This window comes from Croceitalea sp. MTPC6 (assembly GCF_036985525.1).
In the GTDB taxonomy this organism is placed as follows: domain Bacteria; phylum Bacteroidota; class Bacteroidia; order Flavobacteriales; family Flavobacteriaceae; genus Croceitalea.
Genome location: NZ_BTGR01000002.1, coordinates 433949 through 457539, shown reverse-complemented (window position 1 = coordinate 457539; position 23591 = coordinate 433949). Strand labels below are relative to the sequence as shown.

The following is a 23591-nucleotide window of genomic DNA, read 5'->3' as shown; positions in this document are numbered from 1 at the left end:
TATGGAAGGAATTCAATCCATAAAACAACGATTTGAAATAATCGGTAATGATGTTAAGCTCAACCGTGCCATTGAAAAATCTATCCAAGTTGCTCCCACAGATATTTCTGTTTTGGTCACTGGGGAAAGTGGTGTAGGAAAAGAGTCTATCCCAAAAATTATTCATTCGCTCTCTCACCGCAAACATGCCAAATACATAGCGGTAAACTGTGGAGCTATCCCTGAGGGCACAATTGATAGTGAGCTTTTTGGACATGAAAAAGGGGCTTTTACAGGAGCTACACAAACCCGTAGTGGATATTTTGAAGTTGCGGATGGTGGAACCATATTTTTAGATGAGGTTGGGGAGTTACCACTAACTACACAAGTGCGTTTGCTTCGAGTTTTAGAAAATGGGGAATTTCTTAAAGTTGGGTCTTCCCAAGTGCAAAAAACCGATGTTCGTATAGTGGCGGCCACTAATGTGAATATGTTTGAGGCCATTAAAAAAGAAAAGTTTAGAGAAGACCTTTATTATCGACTTAGCACAGTTGAAATAAACATTCCTCCACTACGTGAGCGTCAAGAGGACATTCATTTATTGTTTAGAAAATTTGCTTCAGATTTTGGCCAGAAATATAAAATGCCAACCATCCGACTGGAAGACAATGCTATTGACCTCCTTTTAAAATATAGGTGGCCGGGCAACATCCGTCAGTTACGTAATATTGCGGAACAAGTTTCAGTTTTGGAAGAAAAAAGAGTAGTGTCCGCAAGCACTTTACATGGGTACCTTCCCAATGCAAATGCTTCAAATCTTCCTGCTGTTATTGAATCGCAAAAGAGTGAGAGTGATTTTAGCAATGAACGGGAAATTCTATATAAGGTCCTTTTTGATATGAAAGGCGATTTAACTGACCTTAAAAAATTGACCCTAGAACTTTTAAAAAATAATGATTCCGAGAAAGTTCAAGAAGAGAATGAAACGCTTATTCGCAAGATTTATGGCAATAAAGATGAAGAAATAAGAAATTCTGAAGATTCCATGGCAGAAGTACTACATCTGCCTGAACCCGTTATTGAAAATAGCCCTCAGAATGTTTCGGTGCAGGAAGACCGTTACCATTTCGCAGAAGAAATTGAGGAAGAAGAAACCCTATCTTTACAGGAAAAGGAAATCGAATTGATAAAGAAATCTTTGGAACGTAATAGAGGTAAAAGAAAAGCAGCAGCAGCGGAACTGGGTATTTCGGAACGGACTTTGTACCGGAAAATTAAACAATATGATTTATGAAAGTTAAACACATTGGTTTTGTAATTTTCGTGTTAGCCAGTTTTGTGCTTAATGGCTGCGGTGTGTATTCTTTCACTGGTGCTGATGTTGGTTCAGCAGAAACATTCCAAGTAAATTTCTTTAATAATTATGCAGATCAAAGCCCTGGGTCAACCATTGAACCAGGTCTGGATAGGGACTTTACAAATTCACTTCAAGATTTAATCAATAATTTAACGAGTCTGTCCCTAACCGGGAATAATGGAGATTTAGTTTATGAAGGAGAGATTGTAGAATATCGGGTCGCTCCAATGACTGCTACAGCTAACCAAACAGCTGCTCAAAACCGATTGACGATGACCGTGAATGTGCGTTTTTACAATAATAAAAAAGAAGATTCAGATTTTGAACAGCGCTTTTCTTTCTTCTTTGATTTTCCTGGAACTTCACTTTTAGAATCTGTAAAAACTGAAGCACATGAAGAGATTTTTGAGCGAATCACCCAAGATATTTTTAATAAGTCTTTAGCTGACTGGTAATAGTAATATGAACGTTTCAGATTTTATACATATTCTTCAAAAATCGGATACCATTCTATCCCCAAAACAAACTAGAGAGCTTGAGGGTATTTTAGAAGAGTATCCTTATTTTCAAGCTGCACGGGCTTTGCATTTAAAGGGGTTAAAAAACCTGGATAGTTATAAATACAACAATGCTTTAAAGGTAACTGCTGCACATACTGCCGATAGGGAAGTGCTTTTTGACTATATAACTTCAAAAGAGTTTACCCAAAATAGCATAGCCAATAGTATTTTAGGTAGAACTGAAAAGTTAGAAGAAAAGGAAACTATTTCCGAAGAAATTACTCCAAACCCAGAAACTGAAGTTTTTCTGGGAGAAGTTGAAGAAAAGAGTCCTTTACCACAAAATATTAAAGATGCCGAACAGATTTTAGACCCTGCCCTCTTTGAGTCTAAAACAGGTGAGACCCCTAACCCAGAAGAAATAGTAAAAGACAAGGAAGGTTTACAATTAGGGAAACCATTGCCGTTTACTAAAAGTGAAAAACATTCTTTTGCGGAATGGTTACAATTAGCTACTCCCAAACCTATCCTAAGAGAAGGTATAAAAGAGGAAAATGAGCTTCAAAAGAAGAAGAAATTTGAGCTTTTGGACAAATTTATTGAGACCAAACCAAAGATAGTGCCTAATAAAGAATCCGAGGCAAAAGTTAATATTGAGCAGTCTGTAAAAATTGATAAGAATCAATTGATGACAGAAACTTTGGCAAAGGTTTATTTAGAACAAAAAAAGTACAAAAAAGCCATTCAAGCTTTCAAGATTTTGAGTTTGAAATATCCAGAAAAAAGTGGTTTCTTTGCAGACCAAATTCGGAGAGTGAGGAATTTGCAGAAAGATAAAGACTGATATAATGAGTACGTTTACTATATTTTTAATTTTAATAATCGCTGTTTGCCTGCTATTGGTTTTGGTAATTATGGTGCAGAATCCAAAAGGTGGCGGATTGTCCTCTTCTTTTGGTGGAGGTGGAACACAAATTGCTGGTGGTGTCAAAAAAACAGGAGACTTTTTGGATAGAAGTACTTGGACCCTTTCAGCTTTATTGATTGTATTGATTCTACTTTCCAATGTTGCCCTAAAGGGAAATTACACCCAAGCAGATTCAAAATTATTACAGGGTGATGATATAGAAACAACTGTCCCCGAGACGGTGCCAGAAGAAGTACCTGAAACAGTTCCTACGTCAGGCGGAACTAACCCTTCGGATACACTTCAATAAAATCAAGAAATTGAAAACAAATACAAATGCCAGCTTGAATGACAAGCTGGCATTTTTGTTTTAACATATTGTCAGTTTTCATGTGTTGGCATAATTTCTGCCAATCTAGTGAAAGTAAGTATAAAAACTAATACCTAAAATTTAATAAAATGGCTAAAGTTAACATTAAACCATTGGCAGATAGAGTTCTTATAGAACCTATGCAAGCTGAAACAAAAACTGCATCTGGCATTATCATTCCAGATACGGCAAAAGAAAAACCGCAAAAAGGTAAAGTCGTTGCAGTTGGCCCTGGTACCAAAGACGAAAAAATAACTGTAAAGATTGGCGACTCTGTCCTTTACGGTAAATATGCAGGTACTGAATTAAAATTAGAGGGAACAGATTACTTAATGATGCGCGAAAGTGACATCTTAGCAATTGTATAGTACAACAACTGTTAATCCCGCTCTAGCGGGAATCCAAAAAAATCATAAAAGAAAAATAATATAGACTTCCGTTTTCGCGGAAACGACAAAACAAAATTAAAAATGGCAAAAGATATTAAGTTTGACATCGATGCACGTGACGGCCTCAAAAGAGGTGTTGATGCATTAGCAAATGCTGTAAAAGTAACATTAGGCCCAAAGGGTAGAAATGTAATTATAAGTAAATCATTTGGCGCGCCCCAAGTAACTAAGGACGGTGTTACTGTAGCAAAAGAGATTGAATTAGAGAACGCCCTTGAAAATATGGGTGCTCAAATGGTAAAAGAAGTAGCTTCTAAAACCAACGATTTGGCAGGTGATGGCACAACTACTGCGACCGTATTAGCACAAGCCATCGTAAAAGAAGGTTTAAAAAACGTTGCTGCTGGAGCCAATCCAATGGATTTAAAAAGAGGGATTGACAAAGCAGTTGAAACAATCGTAGCAAATCTTGCAAAGCAATCTAAAAAAGTTGGTGATTCTACTGACAAGATTAAGCAAGTGGCATCAATTTCTGCCAATAATGACGATACTATAGGTGATTTGATAGCACAAGCTTTTGAAAAAGTAGGAAAAGAAGGTGTTATTACTGTAGAAGAAGCCAAAGGAACGGATACTTATGTTGATGTTGTTGAAGGAATGCAGTTCGACAGAGGTTATCTTTCTCCATACTTTGTTACGGATTCTGAAAAAATGATTGCAGATTTAGAAAATCCATACATTCTGCTTTTTGATAAGAAAATCTCTTCTATGAAGGATTTACTTCCTGTATTGGAGCCAGTTGCACAATCTGGAAAGCCCCTTTTAATAATTGCTGAAGATGTTGATGGTGAGGCATTAGCAACATTGGTAGTAAACAAATTAAGGGGTTCATTAAAAATTGCTGCTGTAAAAGCTCCAGGTTTTGGAGACAGAAGAAAAGCAATGTTAGAAGATATCGCTATTCTAACCAATGGTACTGTAATTTCTGAAGAAAGAGGATTCTCTTTAGAAACTGCAACTATTGATATGTTGGGCACTACCGAGAGAGTTACCATTGATAAAGACAACACTACAATCGTAAATGGTGCTGGTGCTGCAAAAAATATTAAAACTCGTGTAAATCAGATTAAATCTCAAATTGAGACTACTACTTCCGATTACGACAAAGAAAAGCTCCAAGAGCGTTTGGCTAAATTGGCTGGAGGTGTTGCGGTACTTTATGTTGGTGCAGCGTCAGAAGTTGAAATGAAAGAGAAAAAAGACAGAGTTGATGATGCGCTTCATGCTACTAGAGCTGCTGTAGAAGAAGGTATTGTTGCTGGTGGTGGAGTTGCTTTAGTAAGAGCAAAATCACTTCTTACAAAAGTTGAAACAGAAAACGAAGATGAAGCAACTGGTCTACAAATTGTAGCTAGAGCTATAGAATCGCCACTTAGAACTATTGTTGAGAATGCAGGTGGTGAAGGTTCAGTAGTTATTGCCAAAATATTAGATGGTAAGGCCGACTATGGTTACGATGCAAAATCTGATAAGTTCGTTGAAATGATGAAAGCAGGTATCATTGATCCTAAAAAAGTAACGAGAGTTGCATTGGAAAATGCCGCTTCTGTTTCTGGTATGATTTTGACTACGGAATGTGCATTAACCGATATTAAGGAAGATGCTCCTGCTATGCCTCCAATGGGTGGCGGTGGCGGAATGCCAGGTATGATGTAGTCCGTAGCACGGACAAGCTAATATTAGCTTACTTGCGGATAATACTATACATGAAATAGAAAATAAAACCGTCCTTGGGAAACTAAGGGCGGTTTTATTTTTTCATAAAAACCTGTTGTTCATACTTTCTAGAGTGTTTTCAGTCTATAAGTTTCTCACTACAAATTTTAATTTAATAAATTCTATCTCTAGAATTTATATTCAATGAAACATACATCACTATTTTTTCTCTGTCTTTTTACAGTTACAGTTTTACTCAATAGCTGTAAATCCCATTCAGAAACAAAAAAAGATTCTCCAATTGCCATAATGGCTTATTATGTGCCAGAAAAAGACTTTAGACCAGAAGAGCTTCCTCTATATCAATTGACACATATTATATATTCCTTTACTAATGTAATTGATGGTGAAATGCAATTTAGGGATGAAGAAAACAAAGACAAATTACATGCCCTTGTTGCTCAACGAGAAAAACATCCTAACCTAAAAATAATGATAGCCTGTGGTGGTTGGGGTGCTGATGGATTTTCAGATATGGCTCACACAGCTGAAAATAGAAAGAAATTTGTTCAAAGTGTAGTTAATTTCAACCGAGAGTTTCAATTGGATGGGCTGGACATTGATTGGGAGTATCCTGCCATTCCAGCAGCGGGAACAGGAGCCAGACCAGAAGACAAGCAAAATTTCACATTATTGATGAAAGAGCTAAGAGCGGCACTTAACACTTTGGACAGGAAACAAACCTTTACTTTTGCTTCTGCAGGATGGAAACCTTACTATAAAAATATAGAACTCTTAGAGGTGATGAAGCACGTAGACTTTATGAACATTATGACCTATGACCAAGTAGGTTCTAATTCCCCATATACAGGTCATCATACTGCATTAGGTTTAATTTCGGAAAATGATATTGAAGGTACACCTGCTTGGGATTACGTAGCGCAAAGAAAAGAGGCAATGGAAAAAAGAGGATTGACTTTTCAACCGAGATCAGCAGAAAGAATAGTCGATTACTGTATCAATCAAGGGGTTGAATTAAATCAAATTGTAATTGGAGCCGCTTTCTATGGAAGAGCCTGGAAAGGAGTGCCACCAAGAAATAACGGCTTATATCAAAACAATTCAGGTGCATATATCGGTTGGAGTACTTATAAACAAATTAGAGAAGAATTTGAACCTGACAGTTCCTATAAAAAGTATTGGGACTCTGTAGCCCGAGCCCCATATCTTTACAACAAAAAGGATAGTATTTTCATTAGTTATGATGATACAGTTTCCGTTAGAAAGAAAACTGAATATGTAATAAATAAAAAGCTTGGAGGAATAATGTTCTGGGAACTAGGAAATGACACAAAAGAACCAGACAACCTTTTAAAAGCTATATATGATGCTTCTAAGACAGACTAAATCGCCATTTTCATGATTGCCAAAAAACATATTTTACTATCACTTAGCTTTCTAAGTATTCTTTTTTCTTCATGTTCAAAAAACAAACTAACTATTGCTAAAAAAGGAAAAACAGATTATGAAATTGTTTACAGCAGAGATGCGACCGAAAGTCAATATAAGTCAGCAGAAAAGCTAGGGTATTACTTAAAAGAAATTAGCGGTGCAGAATTTGACTTGGTTGATGAAAGTTCACAGACCTTCAAGAAAAAAATATATGTAGGAAATATCAAAGAAGAAAAACTACGACCCCATAAGATACGAATCTTAACAGAGAATGATAATCTATTCATTTCTGGTGGTTCAGATACTGCAATACAAAATGCAGTTTACGAATTCTTGGAACAATTTTTAGATTGCAAATGGTATGCTCCAGAAGTGGCAAATATTCCTTTTCAATCCACCATCACATTAAATCCTATATATTATAGCTATACCCCAGACATCACCACCCGGACAGTCCATTCTCGTCTCTTTTATGAAAACCATGAGTTTGCAGACCAACTAAAAGTTACCTACGAAGCATTCCCAAAATATGTGCCTAATGCAAGAGTGCATACTTTTCACAGATTTATTCCAGAAGAAGTGTTTTATAAGTCTAACCCAGAATATTATGCCCTTAGGGATGGTAAAAGGTATCCTACCCAACTTTGTCTCACTAACGAAAAAGTCTCTCAAATAGTTATGGATTCTGTTGCTTCATTTTTTAAGAGCAACACTAATTCCAGTGTCATATCTGTAAGTCAGGATGATAACCAACAATACTGCCAATGCAATCACTGTAGTAAAATTGACGAAGAAGAAGGGAGTCCTGCAGGTTCCATGATAAAATTTGTGAATAGCGTCGCCAGAGCTTTTCCTGACAAGACCATTTCAACTCTGGCATATCAGTACACCCGCAAACCTCCTAAAACTATACCTGCACCAAACGTCTTAATAACATTATGTTCCATAGAGTGTGACCGTAGTGCTCCAATTGCTGAGAAATGTTCGGATTTTGCTGAAGACTTAATTGGGTGGGGCAACTTGACCGATAACATAAGAATTTGGGATTATACCACCCAGTTTACCAATTTTTTAGCCCCATTTCCTAATCTACATACTCTAAAACCAAATATTGAATTATTTAGGGATAATAATGCCAAATGGGTTTTTGAACAACATAGTAATAATCCTAGTGAACTTTTCGAATTACGCTCTTATATTACTGCGAAGTTACTTTGGAATCCAGATTTAAAACTTGAAGGGTTAATTACAGAATTTACTTCAGGGTACTATCATGAAGCTAGTACACATATCCAGAAATATATAAATCTCATCCATGAAAAAATAAAGGAAGATGACGAATTTTTCTTATTCTTATACGGCGATCCTTCTGAAGCCTTTTCTTCATACTTAAATCCAGAATTGCTTCAAGAATATACCAACTTGTTTGATGAAGCGGAGAACGCAGTTAGCCACAAACCTGAAGTCTTAAAAAGAGTAAAAAAAGCCCGTTTAGGAATTGATTATGCTGTATTGGAAGCTTCTAGAAAAAATCTTACTCAAGACTATAGTTTAATGACTAAAAATGCTAGTGACGCTCCAATCCCTAATCCAATGGTGAGTGCTTTACTAGATAATTTTATAGCAACTACTAATAAAGGAAACATTACCCTAATGAATGAAATGGGTTTCACGGTGAGTGAATATGCTGCAAACTATCTTTCTGCTATAAAAGTATCTCAAAAACCAAATAAGGCAAAACATAAAAATGTTGTCTCACTTACTAAACCAAAAAAATATGCAGACGAAAATCCTTTGGTACTAACTGATGGTGCCTTGGGCGGAAGTAGTTTTTTCTCTAACTGGTTAGGATATGAAGGAAACAATATGGAAGTAGTCGTTGACTTGGGAGAGTTTCAAGAAATTTCTACAATCTCAATAGCTTTTCTCCAGGTTACCAACCATATAGTATTCTTTCCTTCTTCAGTTACTTATTATGGTTCTGTTGATAATAAAAATTTCAAGCTATTGAGCAAAATAGATAATCCGTTGCCTTTGCAAAAGAATAGTAAGGTTAATGATATTAACTATTTTGATGCTGACTTTACTCCTGTAAAGGCAAGATACATTAAAGTGAAAGCAACAAATACTAAAACACCTTATTGGCACCATGCTGCAGGGTTACCTTCTTGGGTTTTTGCTGATGAAATTATTGTAAACTAGCAAGCTTTTAGAAGATTAGAAGCAAAAAATATTTTAAAATTCTGATTAGTCTCTTTCTCTAATCACTTCCAAATAGTGGCCAACTAACAAACTTAAAGTCAAGAACCACTTAATGTGGCAATCAACTGATTAAGCTAAATAAATGCTAAATTTTTAAAATAAATCATGAGGATGCCAATTCTTATTAACTTTAAGAAAATCCTTATCAAAATGAATACTAAGCATTTAATATTCTTTTTTTCAATACTTTTTTTATTCAATGGCTTTAGTCAAAAAAATTACTCCCAACAACTTAAAACCGTGTATGAAGAACATTTTCAACACCAACGCGAAACTGTCCATTTACATTTAAATAAAACCACCTTTCATGTTGGGGAAGTAGTTTGGTGGACAGCCTATACCTATAACAAAAAAATTGGTGAGCCATCTGTTGAAACCACCAACTTACATTGCGGAATATATGATGCCGATGGAAATCAAATTAAAGAAGGACTGTTTTTAGTTGAAAGTGGTATAACCAATGGTAATTTTAAATTGGATGACACCCTCAAGAGAGGTAAATATTTTATTAAGGCCACTACCAGTTGGATACAAAACTTTGAAGAGGACAATGATTTTATTACAGAAATTACAGTTATCAATAAGAGTTTTGACAATCCTCAAGTAGATAATTCTTTAGCATATAATTTAAAAATACTTCCAGAAGGTGGGCATATCGTCAAGAACACCCAATGCAATATTGGGGTGAAATTAACCAATGAAAAAGGTAAAGGAATATTTGCAAGTGAAGGAAAAGTCATCAGCAGTTCAAATACCAAAGTTGCTGATGTGTATTTAAATGACTACGGCTTGGGTAAATTCAGTCTTCCTGCCAATGCAAGTTTTCCACTTAGGGTAGAATTTTTACTTAAGGATGGAACCATCATTAAAAAGGACATTCCAGCTCCCAAAGAAAAAGGCATTGTATTGAACATTAACAACATTATTAACGATAAACTTTTTATTTCCTTAAAAACAAACCAACCTACACTAGAAAAAATAAAAGGAAAAGAGTTCTACTTAGCTGTTCATCGGGATGGGCTCATGGCGATAAAGACTTTTAAGGTAAACGACTTGGAAAAAGAAATAAAGATTGACAAGTCAAAGTTGCTAAATGGCACCAATATAATAACCCTATTTGATGAGGATTTAAATCCTATGTCGGAACGATTGGTCTTCAATTTTCAGAACATTAAAATCGGTAAGCTAACTGTGGAAAGACCGAAAAGAAAAAACAAGGATTCTATTTCATTCAAGATAAACGCATTTTCCAAAAGTCAATCCCCGTTATCTTTAAGTATTTCTGCGCTTCCTTCAGAGACTAAATCCAAAAAAATCGAGTCTAACATTATATCCGATTTTTACCTTATGCCATATTTAAAATCAGTGGTGGAAAACCCTGCCCGCTATTTTGAAGGTACTGACAGAACAAAAGAGTATGAGCTTGATTTAGTCTTATTGATCCAAGGTTGGAGCAGTTACAACTGGGATACTATTTTTATGGGGGCACCTGAAATCAAGTACCCATTTGAACATGGCATATCCGTTAACAGTACCATAACCTCCAAAATTAAAAAAGGGGATGAACTAACTGTTAATCTTGGCGATGTTGCCAATATGCGGTTTGTAAAGCTCAATGACTCAACAAATTTTAGAGTAAATAACCTTATCAGCTACAACAACGACACTCTATTTCTTGCATTGAGAAACAGAAATAAAAAACTACGGAAGCCAGAAATCAAAACCACTTTTTTAAAAGGTTTTGAATTAGCAGAAACCAATTTTAAAATCCCTGATGTTTTGAATACCACTTTTGACTTTGAAGTTGATGAGACAAGTGTTGAAAGTGCTATCTCACCGCTTTTTGTTGAGGACAGAACCATTGTCCTTAGCGAAGTTGAAGTAACTGAAGAACGAATCGAGAAAAAATTAACAAGAGCTTCTCCTTTGGTAAACGATGCCTTTACAGGAATAAAAATCGGGGAAAAAGAACTAAGAAGAAACCCAACGTTAACACAGCTCATTAACAAAAATAGATTTAGAGTCATTAACGACTTAGCAAATAATATCTTTGCTATTATAAACCCAAGACCCAACTCCGGACCGGTAAGGGTTTACGTAAATGATTTTCTTGAACGTGATATTAAGCTCTTGGTTGAAACACCTATGAATCAAATAGATGAAATCTATTTTGATCCAAATGGTTTGGCTGGCGATGTAAATGCACCTGGTGGTGTAATTAGAATTTATTTAAAAGAGGAGGGATTCCAAAGTCCTATCAATTCCAGCTTCGCGGAAAAATTGGTGAAGAACAGCTTTACACGACCAAAAAAATTCTATAGGCCTGATTATGTTTCCTACGAAAACCCAAGCTTTACAGATTATGGTATTGTGCACTGGGAACCCAACTTGGTTACCAATAAAAAGGGAGAAACCACTTTAATAATTCCAGATAACTGCCTTAAAAATATCACACTCTTTATGGAAGGGATGGCAGCAGATGGCACGCTAGTATCAAAAGTTCATGAAGTCTCGCTAGATTAGCATAAAGAGTGCCATTACCAACATAATGATATTTTCAATAAATGTAGCTTCTGTCATTGGTAATTGCAATGCAGTTCCCAAACAAGCACAGCGGATTGATTTTCTGTCCAAAAGTGTTTTTGCAACACCAAATGTGGTGATTCCTAAAATCAGGATTGTTACAACTAAAGCAAATGTAATTTGAAATCGCATTAAGAAAAGCAGACCTAAGGCCAACTCTAAAAAAGGATACACCCAACCATAAAAAGGCATTGCCTTAGCCAATGGGTCATACATTCTAAAACTCTCTGGAAAACCTTTTAAATCTAGAAATTTAAAAAAGCTAAAGATGATATAGAAAAGTCCCATAAAATCGAGCATTGCTTCTTTAGTATTCCAATTGCTATAATTCAATAAAAAAGAAGCACCAAAGAGATAAGCAAAAATTAGCAGAAGGGGTTTTAGTTGTTGAAGCTTGGTTTTCTCTTTATCCATTTTTTCATTCCCATGAAAATGGGAATCTGGAATATTAACACCTTTAACATCAATACTATACTTCTCAGGCAAAACAGCTTTGAAAGCTGAAATAGAAATTTGTTTATCCATTTCTATTTCAGCTTCTCCTTTTTCTAAATTAATGGCAACAACTTTTACTCCATCAACTGTTGAGAGGTGTTTTTTGACTGAAGATACACAGCCTTGGCAAGTCATCCCAGAAATTTGATAAGTATGTTTCATTCTTTTATTTCATGAAGCTCATACAACACTAGTTCACTAGTCCTGTAATTGATGATGTGCAAAACTCCATCTTTTATTAATACATCAGTTGCTTTGGCAATACCCTCTTTTAGCTCTTGTTTTAATTGCCCATCATGGTCAAAAACCAGCACACGATTATTTTCAAAATCAGTGATAAAAACTTCGGCTTCTGAAACAAATAGACCTGTTGCAGCATTCATTTTTTGGTCTTGCCCCATCATTTTTACAAAATTTCCTTGCTTATCAAAAGCCTGTATACGGTTATTGTATGCATCGGCCACCCATATTAAGCTATCTGTTATTTGTACATCGGTAGGGTAATAGAATTCTCCTTGTTTCTTGCCTTCTTTTCCAAAGAAAATCCATTCTTCATCATCTTCATTCATAAAAAGAATTCGATTATTATAAAAATCAGCTATAGCTAATGAAACTTTCCCTTCTTTATTTAAGGGCTTAAAAACACTTACTGCTGCTGGAGCATCTAAACTGTCTGGAGCAATAATTATTTTATCATCTTCAAAAGCCACAGATAAAGCTATAGAGTCTTCCACATGAACAAAGCTTATAGCATCCGCACCATATTCAGGAATATAAATAAGACTATTCATTGCGTCAATATGCATTGGCCTATCCAAGGAATCTATGGTTTTCTCAATATTTCCTTTTTCATCAATTTGAACTAAACGATTATGATCTCCATCAGAAAGCCATAATTTCCCATCCAATTCAGCAATTCCAATGGGGTTTACACCCTCCAATTGAACAACATTTGATAATTTCCATTCTTTTGGCACTTCTTCTTTTTGCTTGCAAGAGCTAAAAAGAATTATTGCAGCAACTAGTATATATAAGTGTTTCATGATATTATTTAGTGATACGTTCGTAATGACAACAAGCTGGTAACTCATTATAAGTTTCTTTTTCCGCTTTATGATTTTTAGTATCATGACCAGCCTTAGCAATTGCCATTTCAATTTTGGATAAGCTTGTAGCTCCAGTATCAAAAGATACTTCCATAATCTTTGTCTCTTTATTCCAAGAAATATCTGAAACACCGTTCACGCTTTTTGCAGCTTTAGATATACGTGCTTCACACATACCACAATTGCCTGCAACCATCATCTTTTTGGTAATAGTTCCTTCACCACTATCTGATAACACTGACCCTTTAGATTCTTCAACTTTACCATTTGCGCGTTCTATTTTAGAAGTTACGGGAGTATACCCCGCCTTTTCAACTTGTTTTTCTACAGCTTCCATTGTTAAAGCTTTTTCTGCGGGATAATTGAAGCTAAAATCTCCTGTTTCAATGTCAATCTTAACATTCTTTATTCCTTTAAACTCTTTGAATTTTTTCTCTAATCCGTAAGCACAAAAAGGGCAACCCAAACCGTCTACCTGAACCATAAATCTATCCATCTTCTTTTGTGCATTTGCACTAAACATTGTCATCATTCCAACGACAAATGTTACTATTAATGCTTTTTTCATTATTGTAGTTTTGTATTATTAAAATGTAAATCGAGTACCCAAAAAGATACTATGTCTTAATTCTCGTCCCGCGTCAACATCATTGACCAAAGGAACTTGAACTGCTAAATCAAAAGTGATATTCTTTAAAGCCAACTGGACTCCTTGTGCGTATAGCAATTGATACCAATCCCGCTCTACCAACCAAGAGTTGGTATATTCAAAATATAAGTTTATCTGCTTATTTGGATATTGCGGTTTTAAAAGTGGAAGACCAAAACCTAATTTATACCTAAACTCATCAAAAGTACCATCTGGCATCCAATTATAGCCTACTTCGTTTGATATCCCGTATTTAAGCGTTTCATAACCAGCTACGATTCCATAATATCCTGAATACTTTCCAGTACTTAACTCCATAACATCCAACTCTTCCCCAGTAGGCAAGTTTTGCAATGTTTTAGCTACTACTCGAAAGGTCTTGCCTGTAGCATCTTTTCTATAAAACTGATACTTTCCCATAATTTTAATATCGGCTAAAGAGCTTCCAGAAGCCCCATTTTCAATATCATAATTTATATAAGGCAAATGCACCGCCACCAACGAATTGGAAGAAGGCAGATAATGCAACATTAAGGGAACATAAACAAATGTTCCGCGTTCCGTTTTACGAATTTCCGTAAGGGTTTTTGTTGTAAAACTTCCACCGCCCAACATAATGGGTTTATCCGCTGTTATTGGTGGACCTTGCCCTAATATTCTAGTTGCAGTTAGCAACGATATGGCGAGAAGCCATTGATATGTTTTCATGTATTGTTTTGATTTGAAATTAGTAACTAATCAATCACCTTACATTTAAAAAAAGGTGATAAAATAATCTCAAAAATCAAATCAAAAATACCTCGTGAAGAACGACCCTATCTTTTAGGATAAGAGGAGGTGGGTAATATTCGTTAGGAACAATATTCTCTATTGAACCCGCATGTAGTTCTAAAAAAGATGTAGTAAACGCAGTTAAGAAAACCTGTTGTTCAAAATCAAAATCGTTAAAGCTTAATTTTAAATCATCTTGACCTTCAATAATAAAGGTTTCGTCATCACAGCAATGATTTTTGATAGTAACATCTTCTAAAACTGCCATAGCAGCTTCCATACCGCAATCATTAGCTTTAGTGAAAAAAGCAACATCAATAACCCTGCCCATACACAAATGCTTATCTACGGTCCAAGAGACAGTTGACAACAGCAGCATAAGTGCCATTAAGCCTGAGATTATTTTTTGAAATACTTTGTTCATCAATACAAATTTACAAAATATTGCTGTTAAGCTTGTAAAACACATTTTTTGTTAACCAAAGTTTAGGAAAAATACATTGTAATTTTTAAGGATTTTGTTCGACTTTTATCCTCTTAAAAATGGAAAGAATGCTTAATAACCTTAAAGAAGAAGTTTCTCAAATTGTTACTGGTGCATCTGTTGATGCAAATGGGAAAATGCAACAAATTTGTAATCTATTACAAGAACAGGTAAAGCATTATGATTGGGTAGGCTTTTATTTTAAGAATGGGGACAAACGGGAATTAAAGCTTGGTCCTTATGCTGGAGAACCTACAGACCATACCATAATTCCGTTTGGGAAAGGAATTTGCGGACAAGTTGCTGAGAGCAACGAAAACTTTGTGGTGCCAGATGTACAAGCTCAGGATAATTATATCGCCTGTAGTTTTACTGTAAAATCTGAAATCGTAGTCCCTTTATTTAAAGAAGGAGAAAACATTGGCCAAATTGATATTGATTCCAATACTCCTGACCCATTCACTAGTCAAGATGAGCGCTTTTTGGAGTTCGTGAATAGAGAAGTAGCCAAGATTCTTTAAAACTTAGTTGTTTTTGTTGATAACCCAATCAAATTCTTGCTCTTAAAAAAAGTATTTTTGAAGCCTAATTTTTTGCATCAAAATATTTATGAGCACTACCAAAAAAGCAACTTCAGCACTTATTTCAGTTTTTCATAAGGACGGTCTTGAGCCAATTGTTAAAAAATTTGACGAATTAGGCATCACCATTTATTCCACTGGAGGTACCGAAAAATTTATCAAAGACTTAGGCATCAATGTAATTCCTGTAGAAGATGTAACGAGCTATCCTTCAATTCTTGGTGGTAGGGTAAAAACGCTTCATCCAAAAGTTTTTGGAGGAATCCTTAATAGACAAGATCATGATGGTGATGTTGCCCAAATGGAAGAATTTGAAATTCCTCAATTGGATATTGTAATCGTGGATTTATATCCTTTTGAAAAAACGGTTGCAAGTGGCGCTTCTGAACAAGATATTATCGAAAAAATTGATATTGGGGGGATTTCTTTGATTCGTGCCGCAGCAAAAAATTACAAAGATGTGCTCTGTGTTTCTTCCATGGAAGATTACGGCGATTTTTTAAATGTGATTTCAGAAGGCAATGGAACCACTAAAATTGAAGACCGAAAACGTTTTGCTTCAAAAGCCTTTAATGTTTCATCACACTACGACACTGCTATTTTTAATTATTTCAATCAAAACCATGAAGAAGCGGTATTAAAAATTAGTGAGCAAAAAGGTAAGGTGCTTCGTTATGGTGAAAACCCACACCAAAAAGGATTCTTCTTTGGGGATTTTGAGGCAATGTTTGTTAAGCTTCATGGAAAAGAACTTTCCTATAACAACTTACTAGATGTTGATGCCGCTGTGTTACTAATGAACGAATTTAAGGGGGAAGCACCCACTTTTGCAATCTTAAAACATAACAATGCTTGTGGGTTGGCACAACGAGAAACCGTATATCAAGCGTATGTAGATGCATTAGCAGGAGACCCAGTTTCTGCTTTTGGAGGAATCTTAATCTGCAATACTGAAATTGATGCACCGACTGCTACCGAAATACATAAGCTATTTTGCGAAGTGGTAATAGCACCTAGTTATACTGATGAGGCGTTGGACATATTAAAAGGGAAGAAAAATAGAATCATCTTAATTCAGAATGAAGTTGACCTGCCAAAGACCATAGTTAGAACCTGTTTAAATGGAGTTTTAGTTCAAGATAAAGACTACAAAACTGATACCATTGCCGATCTAGGTCATGCTACCAAAACAAAACCCTCTGGGCAAGAACTGGAAGACCTCATATTTGCTTCTAAATTATGCAAGCACACCAAGAGCAATACCATTGTTTTAGCAAAGAACAAACAACTGTGCGCTAGTGGTACTGGACAAACCTCACGTGTGGATGCTCTAAACCAAGCCATACATAAAGCTGGCTCTTTTAATTTTGATTTAAACGGAGCTGTTATGGCAAGCGATGCTTTTTTCCCTTTCCCAGATTGTGTGGAAATTGCGCATAAAGCTGGAATCAAAAGTGTTATCCAACCTGGTGGTTCTATTAAAGACCAATTGAGCATTGATTATTGTAATGAAAATGGTATTGCGATGGTAATGACAGGGACGCGTCATTTTAAGCATTAATTTTACTACTTTTGGCGTTAAATTTTACCGATAATCCGATAAACAGATACTTTTATGGGCTTTTTTGACTTTATGACCGAAGAGATTGCCATTGACCTTGGTACGGCAAACACCTTGATTATTCATTTGGATAAGGTTGTGGTCGATAGTCCTTCCATAGTTGCTCGTGATAGAGTTTCAGGTAAAATTATTGCAGTTGGGAAAGAGGCCAACATGATGCAGGGAAAAACCCATGAGAACATAAAAACCATTCGCCCACTTAAAGACGGGGTGATTGCGGATTTTGATGCATCTGAAAAGATGATCAATATGTTCATCAAAAATATTCCTGCTTTAAAGAAAAAATGGTTCCCACCAGCATTGCGTATGGTTATCTGTATTCCTTCTGGTATTACGGAGGTTGAGATGCGAGCTGTACGTGAATCTGCAGAACGTGTAAACGGAAAAGAAGTCTACCTAATCCATGAGCCAATGGCAGCAGCCATAGGTATTGGATTGGACATTATGCAGCCTAAAGGAAATATGATTGTGGATATAGGTGGTGGTACAACAGAAATTGCAGTTATTGCTTTAGGTGGTATAGTTTGTGACAAGTCGGTTAAGATTGCGGGTGACGTTTTCACGAACGACATCATTTATTACATGCGTACACAACATAATTTATATGTAGGTGAAAGTACTGCTGAAGCCATTAAAATAGAGATTGGTTCTGCAACTGAAGATTTACAATCTCCGCCCGATGATAAATCAATCCAAGGTCGTGATTTGCTTACCGGAAAACCTAAACAGGTGAATGTGTCTTACAGAGAAATAGCAAAAGCTCTCGACAAGAGTATTTTACGTGTAGAAGATGCAGTTATGGAGACTTTATCGCAAACTCCACCGGAACTTGCCGCAGATATTTATAACACAGGAATTTATCTCGCTGGTGGTGGTTCTATGCTGCGTGGATTGGACAGAAGGTTATCACAAAAGACAGATCTTCCAGTATATATTGCCGAAGATCCTTTGCGAGCTGTAGTTCGTGGTACAGGTATTGCTTTAAAAAACCTAGAACGTTACAAGAACATCTTGATTAAATAAAAGAAAGGAACGTGGAAACGTTCGATTCTTTAAAACCAAACACAGAATTGAATGCAACGGATTATCAATTTTATCCTAAGCAACAGAAATGCATTTTTATACGCTTTTCTACTTCTAATATCTCTGATACTAACTTTTCGTTCCCATTCCTACCATCAATCTAAAGCATTTAATTCGTCTAAATGGTTAACGGGTAGTATTTACAGAACTTCCAATAACGTTACATCTTATTTTAATCTAAAAAAAGAGAATAACAGTTTGGTTGATGAAAACAAAAGACTTAGGGAACAATTATTCAATTTGAAAATTGAGAATTCTGTAAATTTAGATAACACTGCAAATTTCGAAGTTGTAAATGGTAAAATCATAAAAAACAGTTTTTCTTCACCTAGAAATTACCTGACCATTGATAAAGGTGAAAAACATGGTATTAGTCAAGATATGGGGGTTATTACCACTAAGGGAATATTGGGTATTGTTGAAAACACCTCAACTAAATACTCTACTGTACAAAGTATTCTTAATACCAAATCTAACATCAATGCCAAAATAAAAAATACGGCTTACTTTGGCTCTTTGGTCTGGAATGCAAATGATTACAATACGGTACAACTAGTAGACATTCCAAGATTGGTGCCCGTAAAAATTGGTGATACAATTGTAACTGGTGCCATGTCCAGTATTTTTCCTGAGAACATCCCCATAGGTTATATAAAAGAGTTTAATTTGAATGATGCCCAAAGCTTTTATAATATAGATATTCAGCTTTTTAATGATATGGCTAACATTAAGAATGTCTACATCATAAGTAATAGGAACAGAGAAGAAATCATTGAACTAGAAACAAAAACCAATAATGTTCAATAACAGGATAGTCGTAAATAGCGTACGTTTTATTTTGCTTGTTCTTGCCCAAGTTTTGATTTTTAATCACATGAACTTTTTAGGAACCATAAATCCTATGGTCTACATTCTTTTTTTGTATTGGTATCCCTTACGTGAAAATATTTCTGTTTTTTTAGTTATAAGCTTTTTACTAGGCTTTACAATTGACCTTTTTTCAGATACTATAGCCATGCATTCTGCGTCTATTCTCACTTTAGCATTTTCGAGACCGGTTCTAATGCGTTTTTGTTTTGGGGCAAACTTTGATTTTCAAGGATTTACATTTAAAAACACCACTCGTGTTCAGCGCCTAACATTTTTAGGATTGTTGATTGTGTTCCATCATTTAATTTTCTTTTCATTAGAGATTTTAAGTTTCTCACATTTCCTTTTAATTTTGAAGAAAGTAATTATGACAGGAATAGCTACTTTTTTGATTTGCATACTCTTAAGTTCACTTTTTGCGAAGGAAACTGAATAAAACGCATTAACTTTCGTTAGTAAATTAATTGCTAGGAATGAAAAAACTTTTACTATCGTCTATTATCATCATTATAGGTATCACCTTTATTGGGAGATTGTCCTACCTACAATTATTTAGTTTTTCTCCAAATCAAATTTTGGAAGACCCAGCAATTAAAACGGTCTATGATTATCCTGAGCGAGGCTACATTTATGATAGAAATGGAAAGCTCCTTGTAGGAAACCAACCAGCCTATGACGTAATGGTTATTCCAAGAGAAACAAAAAAATTAGATACCACAGAGTTTTGCGGATTGTTAGGTTTGAAAAAAGAGGAATTCATTTCAAAAATGAAAAAGGCAAAATGGTATTCTCCCCGCCTACCCTCAGTATTAGTTGCACAGTTATCTAAAGAAGATTATGCCAGACTACAAGAAAAAATGCGAAAATATGTAGGTTTTTATATTCAAAAAAGATCTCTTCGTGATTATGTTACCAATAGTGCAGCTAATGTTTTAGGATACATTAGTGAAGTGAATGAAACTGACTTGAGGACAAACCCATATTATACTGCGGGAGAATTAAAGGGCAGGACAGGTATTGAAAAACAGTATGAAGATGTTTTAAGAGGTAGAAAAGGAGTAAAGTACATTCAAAAAGACCGTTTTAATCGAGATATCGGTAAATTCAAAAATGGCAAATTAGATACTTTACCGGAACTCGGTAAAGAAATACACATTACCATAGATAAAACACTCCAAGAATATGGAGAAAGGTTAATGCATGGAAAAAGGGGTGGTATTGTAGCGATCGAACCCAATTCTGGCGAAATTTTGGCGATGATCTCTGGGCCTACCTATGACCCTGACCTTTTAGTGGGGAGAGAGCGTTCTCAAAATTATACCAAACTACATTATGATAGTATCGCAAGACCTACTTGGGATCGTTCTATCCTTGCAGAACCGTCTCCAGGATCACCTTTCAAAACCTTGAATGCATTGGCTGCATTACAAGAAGGTGTAATAAAACCTGACACTAAGTTCAAATGCTATAATGGTTTTTATGTTGGAAAAAATAAAAAAGGATGCCATTGTGGTGGGGGAATCAGAAATCTAAATTCAGGTATTTTCAATTCTTGTAATGCATACTTTGCAGGGACCTTCAGAAAAATATACGGCAAATACAAAACTACAGATGAAGGTATGGATGTATGGGAAAAGCATATGAAAAGCTTTGGGCTGGGTGATTATCTAGGCACAGATTTACCAACAGGAAGACCAGGCAGAATACCAAACAAAGCGTATTACGATAAGGCATATGGTGATGGTAGATGGGCATCATCATTTATTATTTCAAATGCTATTGGGCAAGGAGAGGTAGCCGCAACTCCAATACAACTGGCAAACATGACAGCCGCAATTGCCAATAGGGGCTTCTTTTATACCCCACACATTATTAAAAAAATTGGAACTAGCTTCAACATTGATCAATTATATACACAAAGAAAGTATACAACAATAGATAAAGAACATTTTGAACCCGTCATAGAAGCCATGCATAATGTGTATAAATATGGAACGGCTAAATGGCTGCGTATACCAGGTATTGAAATTGCTGGAAAGACTGGTACAGTGGAAAACTTCACTAGGATAAATGGCGAAAGGGTACAATTAACAGATCATTCGATTTTTGTAGCTTTTGCACCGATAGACAATCCTAAAATTGCCTTGGCTGTTTACATCGAGCATGGATATTATGGAGGTAGGTATGCGGGACATATAGCATCTTTATTAATTGAAAAATATATTAAAGGTGAGATTACCCGAACCGATTTGGAAAAAAAGATGCTAGAGAAAACCTTGGAGCATGAATATGTTAAGCCTTTGAGTGGTGAGCCTTTTAAGATAAATGAATATGAGTGGTAAAAACCTGCTCAAGCGTATAGATTGGCTAACTGTATTTTTTTATGCTTTACTGGTGTTTTTTGGCTGGGTAAATATCTATAGTACTACATTATCAGATACTTCTCTTTCCCTTTTTGATACATCGACACTATATGGAAAACAATTATTTTTTATAGGTGTAACTCTAGTCAGTATACTAATAATCATGTTTGTTGACACTAACTTTTTTGAGCGTTTTGCTGGTGTTTTTTATGTGCTTGGGCTGATATTACTTATTGGACTATTTCCTTTTGGAAAAGTAATTGGTGGTGCTAAATCTTGGTATGCTCTGGGTTTTATGAACTTACAGCCTTCAGAATTTGTAAAGGTTGCAACAGCTCTAGCACTTGCCAAGTATTTAAGCGATATACAAACTGATATCAAGAACAGAAAACACCAATTATATGCCGTTTTAGTAATTCTTATACCTGTTATATTGGTACTACCGCAACCAGACCCTGGAAGTGCTTTGGTTTTCTTCGCACTGTTTTTTGTGCTATTTAGAGAAGGGCTTCCCATTTATTTTCTGGGTTTTGCACTATTATTTATTGCACTATTTGTGTTTACACTAATGTTTGGCACTATTTGGGTCGCAATTGGTTTGGGTATGCTAGTCTCACTTTTTTTCTTTTTCAAAAGACCAGGCTTAAAGATTCCTACCTTACCACTTGTCGTTTTTTTAGCAGGATGTTTAGCAGTATCGCTATCTGTTAATTTTGTCTTTAATTCTGTTTTTGAGCAGCGCCACCGTGATCGCTTTGGGCTTTGGCTTAATTTAGAAAAGGACGCCAATAAATTGGAACAGATAAAAAAAACCATAGGATATAATACCTACCAAGCTGAAAAAGCAATTGAATCTGGAGGTTTTTTTGGAAAAGGTTTTTTAGAAGGTACTCGAACAAAAGGAGATTTTGTTCCCGAACAACATACAGACTATATTTTTAGCTCGGTTGGCGAAGAGTGGGGTTTTATTGGAACCGCTTTGGTAATCCTTATTTTTACTTTGTTCTTTCTAAGATTAGTGCAAATTGCAGAAAGGCAAAAGAGGGAATTTAGTAGAATGTATGGTTATGGCATTATTTCTATTTTATTAGTACATTATTTCATTAATATTGGAATGGTTATAGGAATTTTACCCACTATTGGTATTCCTTTACCCTTCTTTAGTTACGGTGGTTCAGGTTTGTTATTTTTTACTGCCATGCTATTTATCTTTTTAAAGTTTGATGCATCAAGATTAAATGAGGGTATTTAAAAATTCCAATCTTTTTTCAAAACCTTTCTTTCCAAATTTCTTTGTGCCTCTTTAGGCATATCATGAAAAAAATCTATTCCTGTTTTTGTTTCTATCTGGTCAATTGAAACTAGGAAATTGGCCAATGGCTCTTGGGTTTCGCGATGAGGAAATAGAAAGGCCACAATCTTGATTTTATCATTACTCTTCCTAAAAACAATTTTATAAAACGCATTGGGCACATCAACATCTTCATCACCTATTTCTTCCAGACCATCTTCTAGAACTCCACCAGTAACCACATATAAATCACCATATCTTTTGCACCATTGACGCACTTGCTGCTCTAGCCTATTCCAAACACCAGCATTAAAGTCTTTGCGTTGAGGGGAGATATTGCTCGTGTAAAAAGTTTCATTGTATGCATATTCTGAAAACCTTCGATCACCTGCTGGACACAGATGACCTCTATCATAACCTGATCTTTTATAATTTCTCCAATCGGCCGATTTTGTTTTCACCTTTGGATCTTCAATAAAATACGGCCTTTTACGGTCATCGTAGGTTAAATGACTCTTCTTTAATTCATACATTACCCATTCGGCCTGTTCAAAAGGTTCATTATAGGATAGCATATAATAGTTATGGGAAATAATTGCATTTGTAGTTGAACTCGGTAAAAAGCTTAAGTCTATGTTAAGTGTATCCTTAGAACTTTTTGAATCAGAATAAGTACTTGGTGTGTAAAAATTTTCAAATAACCAGAACCCAACAACACATAATAGCAATAAGATCGTATAGCTTGTTTTATTCTTCATCAAT

Annotated in this window: 22 protein-coding genes; 16 read left to right on the top strand and 6 right to left on the bottom strand. The window is 35.5% G+C overall.

Translation table 11 applies throughout. From position 1 onward, the window contains the following. The first annotated feature begins 1 nt into the window (after position 1). The 9 genes from AACP56_RS06500 (at position 2) to AACP56_RS06460 (ending at position 11455) form a co-directional block, all read left to right on the top strand. Positions 2-1273, top strand: coding sequence for a sigma-54 interaction domain-containing protein (locus tag AACP56_RS06500; protein WP_339336995.1), 1272 nt, complete (start codon positions 2-4; stop codon positions 1271-1273). Continuing rightward, positions 1270-1791, top strand: a complete 522-nt coding sequence (locus AACP56_RS06495) for an LptE family protein (protein WP_339336994.1) — start codon at positions 1270-1272, stop codon at positions 1789-1791. Before AACP56_RS06500 ends, AACP56_RS06495 begins: the two co-directional genes overlap by 4 nt. Positions 1792-1798: 7 nt before the next feature. Beyond that, complete coding sequence (locus tag AACP56_RS06490) at positions 1799-2680, top strand: hypothetical protein (RefSeq protein WP_339336993.1); 882 nt, start codon at positions 1799-1801, stop codon at positions 2678-2680. A 4-nt stretch (positions 2681-2684) separates the two neighbouring features. Then, the gene (gene secG, locus AACP56_RS06485) at positions 2685-3053 is read left to right on the top strand and encodes a preprotein translocase subunit SecG (protein WP_339336992.1); all 369 of its coding nucleotides are present in this window, start codon (positions 2685-2687) and stop codon (positions 3051-3053) included. 149 nt (positions 3054-3202) lie between these two features. Next, a complete protein-coding gene (locus AACP56_RS06480; RefSeq protein ID WP_339336991.1) occupies positions 3203-3481 on the top strand; it encodes a co-chaperone GroES in 279 nt (92 codons plus the stop codon). Positions 3482-3583: 102 nt separating this feature from the next. After that, positions 3584-5218, top strand: coding sequence for a chaperonin GroEL (gene groL, locus AACP56_RS06475; RefSeq protein ID WP_339336990.1), 1635 nt, complete (start codon positions 3584-3586; stop codon positions 5216-5218). Positions 5219-5422: 204 nt separating this feature from the next. Then, positions 5423-6625 carry a glycoside hydrolase family 18 protein gene (locus AACP56_RS06470; protein WP_339336989.1) on the top strand — a complete coding sequence of 401 codons (1203 nt, stop codon included), beginning with the start codon at positions 5423-5425 and terminating at the stop codon, positions 6623-6625. A 12-nt stretch (positions 6626-6637) separates the two neighbouring features. Then, positions 6638-8872, top strand: a complete 2235-nt coding sequence (locus AACP56_RS06465; protein ID WP_339336988.1) for a DUF4838 domain-containing protein — start codon at positions 6638-6640, stop codon at positions 8870-8872. Between the two features lie 210 nt (positions 8873-9082). Then, the gene (locus tag AACP56_RS06460) at positions 9083-11455 is read left to right on the top strand and encodes a hypothetical protein (RefSeq protein WP_339336987.1); all 2373 of its coding nucleotides are present in this window, start codon (positions 9083-9085) and stop codon (positions 11453-11455) included. Here the strand turns inward: AACP56_RS06460 and AACP56_RS06455 are convergent. The 5 genes from AACP56_RS06455 to AACP56_RS06435 form a co-directional block, all read right to left on the bottom strand. Further along, positions 11447-12172 (bottom strand): heavy-metal-associated domain-containing protein, encoded by a 726-nt coding sequence (locus tag AACP56_RS06455; RefSeq protein WP_339336986.1) that lies wholly within the window; start codon positions 12170-12172, stop codon positions 11447-11449. The two genes, AACP56_RS06460 and AACP56_RS06455, sit on opposite strands and share 9 nt — an antisense overlap. Next, positions 12169-13053: an NHL repeat-containing protein gene (locus AACP56_RS06450; protein WP_339336985.1), complete on the bottom strand. Its 885-nt coding sequence runs from the start codon at positions 13051-13053 to the stop codon at positions 12169-12171. The genes AACP56_RS06455 and AACP56_RS06450 overlap by 4 nt, the downstream gene beginning before the upstream one ends. 4 nt (positions 13054-13057) lie before the next feature. Continuing rightward, on the bottom strand, positions 13058-13684 hold the full coding sequence (locus AACP56_RS06445) for a heavy-metal-associated domain-containing protein (RefSeq protein WP_339336984.1): 627 nt from the start codon (positions 13682-13684) through the stop codon (positions 13058-13060). Positions 13685-13702: 18 nt separating this feature from the next. Continuing rightward, positions 13703-14473 (bottom strand): hypothetical protein, encoded by a 771-nt coding sequence (locus AACP56_RS06440; protein ID WP_339336983.1) that lies wholly within the window; start codon positions 14471-14473, stop codon positions 13703-13705. Between the two features lie 76 nt (positions 14474-14549). Continuing rightward, entirely contained in the window at positions 14550-14960 is a 411-nt protein-coding gene (locus AACP56_RS06435; RefSeq protein ID WP_339336982.1) for an HYC_CC_PP family protein, read from the bottom strand. Positions 14961-15088: 128 nt separating this feature from the next. On the opposite strand from AACP56_RS06435, the gene AACP56_RS06430 reads away from it, so the two are divergent. The 7 genes from AACP56_RS06430 (at position 15089) to rodA (ending at position 22790) form a co-directional block, all read left to right on the top strand. Next, positions 15089-15541, top strand: a complete 453-nt coding sequence (locus AACP56_RS06430) for a GAF domain-containing protein (protein ID WP_339336981.1) — start codon at positions 15089-15091, stop codon at positions 15539-15541. Positions 15542-15629: 88 nt separating this feature from the next. Next, positions 15630-17162: a bifunctional phosphoribosylaminoimidazolecarboxamide formyltransferase/IMP cyclohydrolase gene (gene purH, locus AACP56_RS06425; RefSeq protein ID WP_339336980.1), complete on the top strand. Its 1533-nt coding sequence runs from the start codon at positions 15630-15632 to the stop codon at positions 17160-17162. A 54-nt stretch (positions 17163-17216) separates the two neighbouring features. Then, positions 17217-18245 (top strand): rod shape-determining protein, encoded by a 1029-nt coding sequence (locus AACP56_RS06420; RefSeq protein ID WP_339336979.1) that lies wholly within the window; start codon positions 17217-17219, stop codon positions 18243-18245. Between the two features lie 51 nt (positions 18246-18296). After that, on the top strand, positions 18297-19112 hold the full coding sequence (gene mreC, locus AACP56_RS06415) for a rod shape-determining protein MreC (RefSeq protein ID WP_339336978.1): 816 nt from the start codon (positions 18297-18299) through the stop codon (positions 19110-19112). Further along, positions 19102-19611 carry a rod shape-determining protein MreD gene (locus AACP56_RS06410; protein ID WP_339336977.1) on the top strand — a complete coding sequence of 170 codons (510 nt, stop codon included), beginning with the start codon at positions 19102-19104 and terminating at the stop codon, positions 19609-19611. The genes mreC and AACP56_RS06410 overlap by 11 nt, the downstream gene beginning before the upstream one ends. 37 nt (positions 19612-19648) lie before the next feature. After that, complete coding sequence (locus AACP56_RS06405; RefSeq protein WP_339336976.1) at positions 19649-21517, top strand: peptidoglycan D,D-transpeptidase FtsI family protein; 1869 nt, start codon at positions 19649-19651, stop codon at positions 21515-21517. Next, positions 21507-22790, top strand: coding sequence for a rod shape-determining protein RodA (rodA, locus tag AACP56_RS06400; protein ID WP_339336975.1), 1284 nt, complete (start codon positions 21507-21509; stop codon positions 22788-22790). The genes AACP56_RS06405 and rodA overlap by 11 nt, the downstream gene beginning before the upstream one ends. Here the strand turns inward: rodA and AACP56_RS06395 are convergent. After that, positions 22787-23587: a DNA/RNA non-specific endonuclease gene (locus tag AACP56_RS06395; protein ID WP_339336974.1), complete on the bottom strand. Its 801-nt coding sequence runs from the start codon at positions 23585-23587 to the stop codon at positions 22787-22789. The two genes, rodA and AACP56_RS06395, sit on opposite strands and share 4 nt — an antisense overlap. Between the last annotated feature and the right edge of the window lie 4 nt (positions 23588-23591).

Excerpts from the sequence above, each read along its gene's own strand:
- AACP56_RS06500 (WP_339336995.1), top strand. The coding sequence starts at position 2 with ATGGAAGGAATTCAATCCATAAAACAACGATTTGAAATAATCGGTAAT.
- AACP56_RS06495 (WP_339336994.1), top strand. The coding sequence starts at position 1,270 with ATGAAAGTTAAACACATTGGTTTTGTAATTTTCGTGTTAGCCAGTTTT.
- AACP56_RS06490 (WP_339336993.1), top strand. The coding sequence starts at position 1,799 with ATGAACGTTTCAGATTTTATACATATTCTTCAAAAATCGGATACCATT.
- secG (WP_339336992.1), top strand. The coding sequence starts at position 2,685 with ATGAGTACGTTTACTATATTTTTAATTTTAATAATCGCTGTTTGCCTG.
- AACP56_RS06480 (WP_339336991.1), top strand. The coding sequence starts at position 3,203 with ATGGCTAAAGTTAACATTAAACCATTGGCAGATAGAGTTCTTATAGAA.
- groL (WP_339336990.1), top strand. The coding sequence starts at position 3,584 with ATGGCAAAAGATATTAAGTTTGACATCGATGCACGTGACGGCCTCAAA.
- AACP56_RS06470 (WP_339336989.1), top strand. The coding sequence starts at position 5,423 with ATGAAACATACATCACTATTTTTTCTCTGTCTTTTTACAGTTACAGTT.
- AACP56_RS06465 (WP_339336988.1), top strand. The coding sequence starts at position 6,638 with ATGATTGCCAAAAAACATATTTTACTATCACTTAGCTTTCTAAGTATT.
- AACP56_RS06460 (WP_339336987.1), top strand. The coding sequence starts at position 9,083 with ATGAATACTAAGCATTTAATATTCTTTTTTTCAATACTTTTTTTATTC.
- AACP56_RS06455 (WP_339336986.1), bottom strand. The coding sequence starts at position 12,172 with ATGAAACATACTTATCAAATTTCTGGGATGACTTGCCAAGGCTGTGTA.
- AACP56_RS06450 (WP_339336985.1), bottom strand. The coding sequence starts at position 13,053 with ATGAAACACTTATATATACTAGTTGCTGCAATAATTCTTTTTAGCTCT.
- AACP56_RS06445 (WP_339336984.1), bottom strand. The coding sequence starts at position 13,684 with ATGAAAAAAGCATTAATAGTAACATTTGTCGTTGGAATGATGACAATG.
- AACP56_RS06440 (WP_339336983.1), bottom strand. The coding sequence starts at position 14,473 with ATGAAAACATATCAATGGCTTCTCGCCATATCGTTGCTAACTGCAACT.
- AACP56_RS06435 (WP_339336982.1), bottom strand. The coding sequence starts at position 14,960 with ATGAACAAAGTATTTCAAAAAATAATCTCAGGCTTAATGGCACTTATG.
- AACP56_RS06430 (WP_339336981.1), top strand. The coding sequence starts at position 15,089 with ATGCTTAATAACCTTAAAGAAGAAGTTTCTCAAATTGTTACTGGTGCA.
- purH (WP_339336980.1), top strand. The coding sequence starts at position 15,630 with ATGAGCACTACCAAAAAAGCAACTTCAGCACTTATTTCAGTTTTTCAT.
- AACP56_RS06420 (WP_339336979.1), top strand. The coding sequence starts at position 17,217 with ATGGGCTTTTTTGACTTTATGACCGAAGAGATTGCCATTGACCTTGGT.
- mreC (WP_339336978.1), top strand. The coding sequence starts at position 18,297 with ATGCAACGGATTATCAATTTTATCCTAAGCAACAGAAATGCATTTTTA.
- AACP56_RS06410 (WP_339336977.1), top strand. The coding sequence starts at position 19,102 with ATGTTCAATAACAGGATAGTCGTAAATAGCGTACGTTTTATTTTGCTT.
- AACP56_RS06405 (WP_339336976.1), top strand. The coding sequence starts at position 19,649 with ATGAAAAAACTTTTACTATCGTCTATTATCATCATTATAGGTATCACC.
- rodA (WP_339336975.1), top strand. The coding sequence starts at position 21,507 with ATGAGTGGTAAAAACCTGCTCAAGCGTATAGATTGGCTAACTGTATTT.
- AACP56_RS06395 (WP_339336974.1), bottom strand. The coding sequence starts at position 23,587 with ATGAAGAATAAAACAAGCTATACGATCTTATTGCTATTATGTGTTGTT.